This window comes from Chryseobacterium gossypii, assembly GCF_041361455.1.
Classification (GTDB): Bacteria; Bacteroidota; Bacteroidia; order Flavobacteriales; family Weeksellaceae; genus Chryseobacterium; species Chryseobacterium gossypii.
This window is the reverse complement of sequence record NZ_JBGCUR010000048.1, coordinates 1-9,844: the sequence shown is the minus strand read 5'-3', so window position 1 is coordinate 9,844 and position 9,844 is coordinate 1. Positions and strand designations below refer to the sequence as shown.

Annotated in this window: 8 protein-coding genes; 2 read left to right on the top strand and 6 right to left on the bottom strand. The window is 40.3% G+C overall.

The annotated features are described in order from the left end of the window. Nucleotides 1–58 precede the first annotated feature (58 nt). The 5 genes from ABMQ40_RS16185 to ABMQ40_RS16165 all read right to left on the bottom strand — a co-directional run bounded on the left by ABMQ40_RS16185 (nt 59) and on the right by ABMQ40_RS16165 (nt 6,637). On the bottom strand, nt 59–193 hold the full coding sequence (locus tag ABMQ40_RS16185; protein WP_370901468.1) for a bacteriocin-like protein: 135 nt from the start codon (nt 191–193) through the stop codon (nt 59–61). Between the two features lie 224 nt (nt 194–417). Beyond that, nucleotides 418–822 (bottom strand): hypothetical protein, encoded by a 405-nt coding sequence (locus ABMQ40_RS16180; RefSeq protein ID WP_370901466.1) that lies wholly within the window; start codon nt 820–822, stop codon nt 418–420. A 269-nt stretch (nt 823–1,091) separates the two neighbouring features. After that, entirely contained in the window at nt 1,092–3,920 is a 2,829-nt protein-coding gene (gene uvrA, locus ABMQ40_RS16175; RefSeq protein WP_370901464.1) for an excinuclease ABC subunit UvrA, read from the bottom strand. A gap of 367 nt (nt 3,921–4,287) precedes the next feature. After that, nucleotides 4,288–6,174 (bottom strand): type VI secretion system baseplate subunit TssF, encoded by a 1,887-nt coding sequence (locus ABMQ40_RS16170; protein ID WP_370901462.1) that lies wholly within the window; start codon nt 6,172–6,174, stop codon nt 4,288–4,290. A 22-nt stretch (nt 6,175–6,196) separates the two neighbouring features. Continuing rightward, a complete protein-coding gene (locus ABMQ40_RS16165; RefSeq protein WP_370901460.1) occupies nt 6,197–6,637 on the bottom strand; it encodes a GPW/gp25 family protein in 441 nt (146 codons plus the stop codon). Nucleotides 6,638–6,823: 186 nt separating this feature from the next. On the opposite strand from ABMQ40_RS16165, the gene ABMQ40_RS16160 reads away from it, so the two are divergent. Beyond that, nucleotides 6,824–7,681 carry a cyanophycinase gene (locus ABMQ40_RS16160; RefSeq protein ID WP_370901458.1) on the top strand — a complete coding sequence of 286 codons (858 nt, stop codon included), beginning with the start codon at nt 6,824–6,826 and terminating at the stop codon, nt 7,679–7,681. A gap of 12 nt (nt 7,682–7,693) precedes the next feature. Here ABMQ40_RS16160 and ABMQ40_RS16155 read toward each other — a convergent pair whose 3' ends face one another. Further along, complete coding sequence (locus tag ABMQ40_RS16155; protein ID WP_370901456.1) at nt 7,694–9,109, bottom strand: APC family permease; 1,416 nt, start codon at nt 9,107–9,109, stop codon at nt 7,694–7,696. 142 nt (nt 9,110–9,251) lie between these two features. Here ABMQ40_RS16155 and ABMQ40_RS16150 point away from each other — a divergent pair, with 142 nt between their 5' ends. Continuing rightward, a complete protein-coding gene (locus ABMQ40_RS16150) occupies nt 9,252–9,767 on the top strand; it encodes a DUF4920 domain-containing protein (protein ID WP_370901454.1) in 516 nt (171 codons plus the stop codon). Nucleotides 9,768–9,844: the final 77 nt, after the last annotated feature.

Below are 9,844 nucleotides of genomic sequence, written 5' to 3'. Positions count from 1 at the left end.
TTAAAAAAAACATGAGCAGAAAAAAGACTGTCCTTTTGAGACAGCCTCTTTATTTATTTTAAGGACATTGAGAGATTGGAATCTCGCTGCAAACAACAGCATTCATCCATTCGCAGTACACGCAGTACTTTTTCGGTGCTCCCCCGTTAATGGCCTTTAATTCGTTTTTGTTAAGTTTCTTTAAATTTTTCATATCGTTTTAATTTTTATAGTTTGATAAATTTAAAACGAAATATTTAATATTTTATTACAAATTTATATTTAAATTTTTCAGTATTTTCATTTTTTAATATAGTGTGGCAAGTTCGCTCATGTTCATGCGCTAAATATCACATGGGGCTTACCGGCGATCTGGCGCAAAATAAAAGCCACACGATCTGTATGGCCTTATTTTATTATAAAAGATTGCATGAATTTTTATCTGTTGTCTATATTAACCCTCACCGGCATCACATAAGTGGAAGCAATCATGTTTTCATTAAGTTTATTGCTGTCTATTCTGTAATGAAGATGGTTCAGTACATTTTCAATCTCCTTGCTCACATTTTTACAGTCTCCTTTTGAATGGACGTTTACAATTTTTCCATTTTCCGTGATCTCAAACTTAACTTCAGAGTTTACAATTCCCTGTTTATAGTCAGAATTAGTAAAATCAAAGTTGTCGATCAATAACTTCCTGATTTCACTAAAAGCATCATTTTTATTCAGCTGTACTTCCTGAATAGTATTATTTGAAGTTTGCTGGGCTTTGGTCATATTAACAGCAGCCATAGATCCGCAAACGAAAAGCGAAGCAATAAATATCTGGATTTTATTTTTCATAACTCTTTGGTTTTAAATGTTATATTAAACTTATTCTGTATCTCTATACCAAAGGTATTAAAAAAAATTCATATTAATTTTACATTCAGTTAACATTCAGTTAACATTAAAACATAAAATACTGAATATCAAATAAATACAAATTAAAAATATTTAAAAATTTAACATTGGGACTCATTTATAAGGCATAAAAAAGGCCAAACTTTTATAGTTCAGCCTCATTTTATGATTAGTTATCGAAGTATTTTCCGCCGAAATATCTCAGATATTTACAGTTCTCTTTTCAGGAACTTTCCGGTCAGGCTTTTCTTGGACCTCACAATTTCCTCCGGAGTTCCCTGGGCTACGATCTGCCCTCCGTGCTTACCTCCTTCCGGCCCGACATCAATGATATGATCTGCCATTTTAATGACATCCATATTATGTTCAATAATGATAAATGAGTTTCCCAACTCCACCAGTTGGTTGATGGCATCCATCAGGATCTTCACATCTTCAAAATGGAGACCGGTTGTAGGTTCATCAAGAATATATAATGTGTTTCCTGTCTGTCTTTTTGCCAGCTCAGTAGCTAATTTGATCCGTTGAGCCTCACCTCCTGAAAGGGTTGTAGACTGCTGCCCCAGTGTGATATATCCCAAACCAACATCCTGAAGGGTTTTTACTTTCATAAAAATCTTAGGGATGGGCTGGAAAAATTCCACGGCCTCATCAATAGTCATATCCAGGACATCAGAAATGGATTTCCCTTTATAGCGGACCTCCAGGGTTTCCCTGTTAAAGCGTTTTCCGTTGCAGGTCTCGCAGTGAACATAGACATCCGGTAAAAAGTTCATCTCTATTACCTTCAATCCTCCGCCCTGGCAGGTTTCACATCTTCCTCCTTTCACATTGAAGGAGAATCTTCCGGGTTTATAGCCTCTGATCTTGCTTTCTGGTAATTCGGCAAAAAGGTTTCTGATATCCGTAAACATCCCGGTGTATGTGGCGGGATTAGAACGGGGAGTTCTTCCGATCGGGGTCTGGTCTACATCTACAATCTTATCTATATGCTCAAGCCCTTCGATAGATTTGTAAGGCAGAGGCTCCTGAACGGCTCTGTAAAAATGCTTATTAAGGATCGGGTATAATGTCCCGTTGATCAGGGAAGATTTGCCGCTTCCCGAAATTCCCGTTACCACAACCAGTTTTCCAAGAGGAACAGTGAGGGTCACATTTTTCAGGTTATTTCCCGTAGCACCTTTTAATACAATACTTTTCCCGTTTCCGGCTCTTCTCTTGGCAGGAACTTCAATTTTTCTTTTCCCGTTGATATATTGTGCCGTAATGGTATCTGCCTTTACCAGATCTCCCGGTTTTCCCTGCCATAGGATCTCACCACCGAACTTTCCGGCCCTCGGACCAATATCCAGCACCTCATCTGCTTCCATGATCATATCCTTATCATGCTCTACCACGAGGACAGAGTTTCCGATATCCCTGAGGTTTTTCAGGGAATTGATCAGTCTTTCATTATCTCTCTGATGTAATCCGATGCTTGGCTCATCCAGGATATATAATACATTTACCAGTTGAGACCCGATCTGGGTGGCCAGACGTATCCTTTGGGACTCACCTCCCGAAAGTGTTTTTGAGCTTCTGCTCAGGCTCAGGTAATCTAAACCTACATCCAACAGGAACTGAAGCCTCGCTTCAATTTCTTTCAGAATTTCGTGTGCTATAATCTTATTTTTCTCGGAGAATTTGTCTTTCACATCATTCAGCCATTCTTTCAGATCTGCCAGGCTTAAGGCATTTACCTCTGCAATATTCTTTCCGTCTATCTTAAAGCTTAAGCTTGATGGCTGGAGGCGGCTGCCGTTACATTCAGGGCAGATTTCTTCCGTTGTGAAATGCCTCTCCAGGAGGATAGCCTCATAAGATTCTTTTTCCTCAATTATCTCCTCCATAAAGGGAATCAGTCCGTCAAAGCTGATCTTTATCTTTTTGGTGATGCCGGCATATTTCAGATCTTTATTAAATTCTTTATGACAGCCGTTGTATATATAGTCCAGGGCTTCTTCGGGAATATCCTGCATTGGCGTAGTAAACCCCAACCCAAAGATCTCCAGGATATTCTTTATTTGTGACAGGATCCATTTATTGGATTTAATATCTTCCAGAGGCAGCAGGCCGCCCTGGTTGATGGAGAGTTTAGGGTTTTCTACAAAATAGTCGGTATTGATCTTTTTGATGGTCCCCAGGCCTTTACAGTTCGGACAGCTTCCTTTAGGGGAATTGAACGAAAAAGTGTTAGGTTCCGGTAATGCCAGGGAATGCCCGGTCTCCGCATCCATCAGGTTTTTAGAGAAATATTCAATATCCGTGCTTCCCAGCTTCTGAATCCCGATAAGCCCTTCCCCCATTTCCATAGCTGTTCTGAGAGATTTTTCCATCCTGTTTTCAGATGCGTTCTCCCCGATGATCCAGCGGTCGATTACAATATCAATATCGTGGGTTTTGTAGCGGTCCAGTTTCAGATCATATTCAATATCCTGTAATTCACCGTCAATTCTTGCCTGCCCGTAGCCCTTTTTTGCCATCTGGACGAAAAGTTCATGGTAATGTCCTTTTCTGGCACGCACTACAGGAGCCAGCAACATTATCTTTTCTCCTGCGTAGTTTTCCTTTATGGTTTCGAGGATTTGCTCTTCTGTATAACTAACCAGCTTTTTCCCTGTAGAAAGTGAATAGGCATCGGATACCCTGGCATACAGCAAACGCAGAAAATCGTATAACTCGGTAACCGTTCCCACAGTTGACCGGGGATTTTTATTGGTGGTCTTCTGCTCGATGGCAATAACAGGAGAAAGCCCTTCGATCTTATCTACATCCGGCCGTTCCAGGCCTCCCAGAAACTGACGGGCATAGGCAGAAAAAGTTTCAATATAACGGCGTTGCCCCTCGGCAAAGATAGTGTCAAAAGCCAATGATGATTTTCCGCTTCCGGAAAGGCCGGTGATCACTACCAGCTCATTACGGGGAATTTTTACATTAATATTTTTCAGATTATGTTCACGGGCACCGTAAACTTCTATATATTCAGTTGATTTACTCATAATTCGGAATGATTTTGCCTGAAAATCACGATGTGCAAAAATACGGAATTTTACACAATTTCTGATCATGTGATCAAAGGAATCCGGATATCAGGATAATAGATTTATAAAAAAATATAAAGACCGCTTTATTGCAGAAATATCAACGGCGAACAATGTTCTGTGCCATCTGTCACAATGCTTTATCTCTTAATGTGGTCATACGGGCCAATGATCTGCCGGAGTACCGGAAGATATATTGTCATTGAACTGTTTCATGCTTATGAGAGAATGATTCAACCGGACAAAAATGCATATCAGACTCTGGGCTGTTACCAGGATTCAAAAATCGTCGGGATGCGCCGGTTTTATGCGGATCATATTGGAACTATCCGTTTTCAAAGAAATCTGTATCTTCATTACTGATCTTCACCACATATTCCACTCCGTCTATTGCTTTGGAAACGATTTGATTCCGGAGAATATTCGCCATGTTTTCCCAATATGCTCTTCCGTAAAAAGAGTAGTTTTGCGGAACGATCTCCACTTCTACCGTTCTTATAAAGCCTTCTTTGGGCTTATTGCTGATCATGGTACCCCGTTTTACCCTGATTTCTTTCGCTTCATCCTTCAGGATCATCCTGCAATAGTTTTTTACATCTTCAAGAGAAATGATCTTATCTCTGGTGGTCAGGGCATATTTATAAGCCTGAATGCTGTCTGTTCCTTTTTGTTCTTCAGCTCCACCGATTGTTTCGGTAAGCAGCACCAATGACTGGGATTTTAATTGGTTGGATAACTCGGTTCCGGGACGCATATGATTGGCAAGGGTACAATGGGTTACCCAGAAAGAAGCATAGGTATGGTCTGTTTTTTCCACAGGCTCCATAATCACGTAGTTCAGCTCCTGTTTAATGTTTCTTTTGGCATTGTTCACCTTCTGTACCATGGATTTCATTTTATCAGACATTTCAGTGAGCATGCCCTTTACATTATCCCTGTTCAGAAGTGAAAAGGCTGCAATCTCATCTCTTGTCAGCTCCAGAACATGAGCAATCATATCCACGGCATTTCTGTTGGTAAAACGTTCCATTCCTCCTTTTCTGACCGTATACAGGCCTTTTTTCAGATCATCGGCAGGGGTAAAGGGGATTTCTGTATATCTTCTTCCTTCCCCATCCTGCACTTCATCCACATATAAAAAATGTTCGCCCTCATCCGTTATCAGAGGAATATTATTGCCCATAATGTCCAGACTGTATTCCGTCTTCTTCCAGCCCCGGTTATAGATCGGGAAAGCATTGAGTACAAATGAGAAATTATCTAAAATCTCTGCGGAAAACTGTGGTGGAAATTCAAAGGTGAGCCAAAGATAGCGGTTTCCTCCTATGTATTTCATGATCTCCTCCTTGTAATCAAGAAAATCCAGGTTCAGCGGTAGCTTTCCTGGCTCGGAGAACAGACTGTCCGAGAGTCCTGTAATCTCTATGAACTTATGCTGGTAAATGCTTTTAATATCTTCAATGGTCTTCGTTCTGATAGACTGCTCACGGAACATCTGCTCGTAACCATCCTGCTGGCGGTCTTTCAGATAGGTGAGACCTTCTTTTACAAATAAAGGATTTCCGTTGCTGTTAACCGTAATGTAAGGCAGAAGCTTATACACGAAATCAAGGTGCTCAAATGCAGGATTTGAACAGAAAACACTCAGATATTTAGGGAAATTTTCACCTATATATCTGGTCACATTTATACCAATAGTAATTTTTCTGTAATCTTCAGGCTTCCCCTGAAATCTCGCGATGGGAATTTTATTCAACCTGTCATCAATGCTATAGCAGGTATTTCCAACAAACATGATTGAAGTCTGAATCTTATTGATCCTTATGTTTCCTACAGGGGTAAACGGAATGTTGATTTGCTTGTCTGATTCCGACTTGATCGTGGAGGTCATCTGTTTTCTGAAGAAAAATTCAGTATGCTCCAGTAAAATCTCGGAAGATTCATATGGCTGGGTGAAAGCGATCGCATGAGCCGGGATCGGATGGGTATAGATCGACGGGGTCAGAAGCTTGGCCAGCTTTTCAAGAATCCTGGCATTGATGGTCTGGATTTCATTGTTGGCTTTAAAGATCTCAGTGCTGAATGCATCTATGAGTAATTTAACAAACGGATCCAATGATTGTGGACTTTTCAAGCCCCATACCTTGGTAGCGTTCTGAAGCATTCTCGCTTTTACAGATTCTTTGGAATAAATATTCTGATCTAAATTCATGAGTTCTGATTACAATTACATATTAATCAATGGACATGGGGCTTAAAAACAGTTCGGTAGAAAAACTGAAACGTTCCCCCGTCGCCTCCATTTTCGCATTGATGGCGATCTTCACTTTCTTTTTTATCTCCGTATGCTCTCGGGTATCGTAATTATGCTCTACGAACTGAATGTGCGCATCAATCTGGGGCTGAACAATCCGGGGTTCATATTCCTGTATCTGTCTTTTAAGGCTTTTAATAAAAACGCTTTCCCAAACGGCACTGGTAACCCCGTTGTCGAATTCCAGATTCCAGACATCATTCCCGTAATTTTCATCATATCTGTTCTCTCCTTTTTTTGTTGTGATCAGCAACATGATGTTATGGGCAATGCTTTCCCCCATGTCGCAGGTCTCAATACTTCCTCCCTCGGTCATTAACGTTGATGGAACAAAAGGCATTCTATAATTTGGTGTGTCCATAGATCAATTTATTTCATAATTCTTACTTGAAAAGAAATACCAAATTAAACATTTTTGGTTAATAAAATGTTACAGAAAATTAAAAATATTATTCAAAACTTACAGTTTATGCGGTATTGTCTACCACATTTTTCATGAGGCTGGTATTATAGTTGCAGCGCATATTTTAACGCTAAAATTATTATTATGGTTCCAAAAGGCAGATTATTCATCATAGGTGGCAAAGAAGATAAAAATGGTACAAGTCCTGAAATGGAAAAGTCTAATGATTTCACTCCTCGTGAAATTCTCAAGCATCTGGCAGAATCCCCGGATGATCGTATCGAAATCATTACTACGGCAAGTAAAGAACCGGAAAGCATACAGGAAACCTACAGAAAGACCCTTAATGAGATCGGCTACCGTAATTTTGATTTCCTTCATATATGTGACACCGAACCTATTCATGAAGACTTTCATTCAAAAAGGATCTCTCAGGCAAAAACCGTTTTTTTCACAGGCGGTGACCAGAACAGAATCTGTGAGATCATAAAAGATTCTGCAATTAATACCCTTTTGCATGAAAAATATATGAATGAAAAGGGATTTACCATTGCAGGTACCAGTGCCGGGGCCATGTGTATGCCGGAGATCGTCATTTGCGAGGCTGAGAACGGAGAGGCTATTCTTGATAATGACATCCGGCTAACTGCCGGCTTAAACCTGATCAATAACTGTATTATCGATACTCATTTCATTCATCGTGGGAGGTTCGGGAGATTGGCCCATGCCGTAATATTGAATTGCAATTGCTGGGGACTGGGGCTGGGTGAAGATACTGCACTGATGATAGAAGAAGGAAATATGGCTACGTGTAAGGGTTCGGGAATGGTGCTGGTCATTAATGCCCAAGATGTGGAACAAACCAATATAGACTCCGTGAAGGAAGGTGATCCGATCTATGCGGACAATCTGAAAGTACATATTCTGACGGATGGCTGCAAAATTGATCTTGAAACCGGCAAAGTAAAAGGAGCAGAAAAAAAATCTGAATCAGAGGCCTGATTCAGATCATATTTACGTATTATTCTTATGATTTCTGTTAATAAAGTAATATACCGGAAGGCCTAATAAGACCACGAGGAAACCCGGCCAGGTGTACTGCTGCTTGTATATCAGCAAAAGGATACAGAATCCCGTGCCTATCAATAGATAGATCACAGGGGTGATGGGATAAAGCCATGTCTTATAAGGCCTTTCTACATCAGGCTTTTTAAATCTCAAATAAATAACCCCGAAAACCGTGATCATATAAAATAAGACGATTACAAAAGAGATCATATCCAAAAGATTTCCGTATTGCCCGCTCAAACACAGGATAGAAGCCCAAATCCCCTGCATCCATAAAGCATTCCCCGGAACTTCGTTTTTATTGTTCTCTATAGCTGATCTGAAGAACATCCCGTCTTTCGCCATAGTCTGGAAAACCCTGGCTCCTGCCAGGATCAGCCCGTTATCACACCCAAAAGTAGAAATCATAACCAATAAGGCTATGATGATGGTCCCTGCATTCCCGAAAATATTCTGAGAAGCAGCCACTGCTACCCTGTCATTGGCTGCAAAAGCAATTGAATCCCTGTCCAAGGCGTTCAGGTAAACGTAATTCACGGCTATATATAAGATCATAACGGCCGATGTTCCATAAATCATTGATTTTACAACATTTTTCTTCGGATTTTCTATTTCCCCGGAGACAAAGGTCACACTCTCCCAGGCAACGGAACTGAAAACAGATCCTACCATAGCCGCTGCTATTCCACCCATTAATGTCATGCCATCGATAGGCTTCCAGCCGTCTTTAAGGAAATTACCCAGATGATCTTTACCAATGTTATTAAAAGATGAAAGCCCGGAACTGAAATTTTCCGCCAAATGGGATACATCCACCATGATAAAGCCTACCGCAATCAATCCCAGTAATGCAATTATCTTAGAGCCTGTAAATATATTCTGCAACAGTTTGCCGCTTTGTACGCCTCGTGTATTGATATAGGTGAGTAAAAGAATAATGGCTATAGCCAGTATCTGTATCCACGTGATCTTAAATTCTCCGCTTTGAAAGATCGGAGCCGCATCATTAAGAGCCGGAACCAGGTAGGCTGTAAACTTTCCGAAAGCCATAGCCACTGCCGCAATAGTACCGGTCTGGATAACCGTGAACAGTCCCCAGCCATACAGAAAGCCCATTCTCCTTCCGAAAATCTCTTTAAGATAAGTATACTGCCCTCCCGCTTTTGGAAACAATGCCGAAAGCTCGCCATAGCTGATCGCTGCTGCCACAGTCATGATCCCGGTAATGACCCAAACCGCAATCAGCCAGAACCCTGATCCCAAATTCCGCATCATATCGGCACTAACAATGAAAATCCCACTTCCGATCATGGATCCCATCACCAGCATGATAGCATCCCAAAGTTTCAGTTTTTTCTGCATAGTTATATATTGGACCAAATATAAACAATTCTGTATTTGATTTGGGACTTTGTTTTTATTTTTAAAAATAAACTGTTTTTTATCAAGTTTTTAACAATTTATGATTCAATTTTTATTAGTATTTTTGGAAAAAATATTAAAAATGAAATTCAAGGCAATAGTATTTGCTGCAGCCCTAAGTGTTTCATCACTGGCTTTTGCACAAGAGACATCACAGAAAAAGTTTTCTCCGCCTCCCGGAAATGCATTGGTGGGAGATACTTACGGAGCAGGAGTGAATCCTGCAACAGAATCCAGGGCCATTACTGTTGAAAAGCTGAGTAAAAAGCTTAAAAAGGAAAACAAGAAGCTGGAAAATGTAGCGATAAAAGGAAAAGTAACTGATGTTTGCGATAAAAAAGGATGCTGGCTGACGATCCAGACTGAAGATAACTCCCAGTTCTTCGTAAAAATGAAAGATTACGCATTCTTCGTACCAACCGCCTTGAAAGGTAAAAATGTGGTTCTGGACGGAAGTGCTGAAAAGAAAATAATTTCCGTAGATGAGCAGAAACATTATGCTGAAGATGCCAAAAAGCCTCAGTCTGAAATTGATGCCATCACCCAGCCAAAAGAAGAGATAAGATTTGTAGCCCGTGGAATAAGAGTGGTAAACTAATCTTTTTACCCCCTTCTTAATTATAAAAAAAGAGGCTGTCTCAAAAGTAAGATAGCCTTTTTTATATTTTACAAAAA

Bases quoted from the DNA above. Each gene is read 5' to 3' on its own strand.
- ABMQ40_RS16185 (WP_370901468.1), bottom strand. From the start codon at position 193: ATGAAAAATTTAAAGAAACTTAACAAAAACGAATTAAAGGCCATTAAC.
- ABMQ40_RS16160 (WP_370901458.1), top strand. From the start codon at position 6,824: ATGGTTCCAAAAGGCAGATTATTCATCATAGGTGGCAAAGAAGATAAA.
- ABMQ40_RS16165 (WP_370901460.1), bottom strand. From the start codon at position 6,637: ATGGACACACCAAATTATAGAATGCCTTTTGTTCCATCAACGTTAATG.
- ABMQ40_RS16180 (WP_370901466.1), bottom strand. From the start codon at position 822: ATGAAAAATAAAATCCAGATATTTATTGCTTCGCTTTTCGTTTGCGGA.
- uvrA (WP_370901464.1), bottom strand. From the start codon at position 3,920: ATGAGTAAATCAACTGAATATATAGAAGTTTACGGTGCCCGTGAACAT.
- ABMQ40_RS16170 (WP_370901462.1), bottom strand. From the start codon at position 6,174: ATGAATTTAGATCAGAATATTTATTCCAAAGAATCTGTAAAAGCGAGA.
- ABMQ40_RS16150 (WP_370901454.1), top strand. From the start codon at position 9,252: ATGAAATTCAAGGCAATAGTATTTGCTGCAGCCCTAAGTGTTTCATCA.
- ABMQ40_RS16155 (WP_370901456.1), bottom strand. From the start codon at position 9,109: ATGCAGAAAAAACTGAAACTTTGGGATGCTATCATGCTGGTGATGGGA.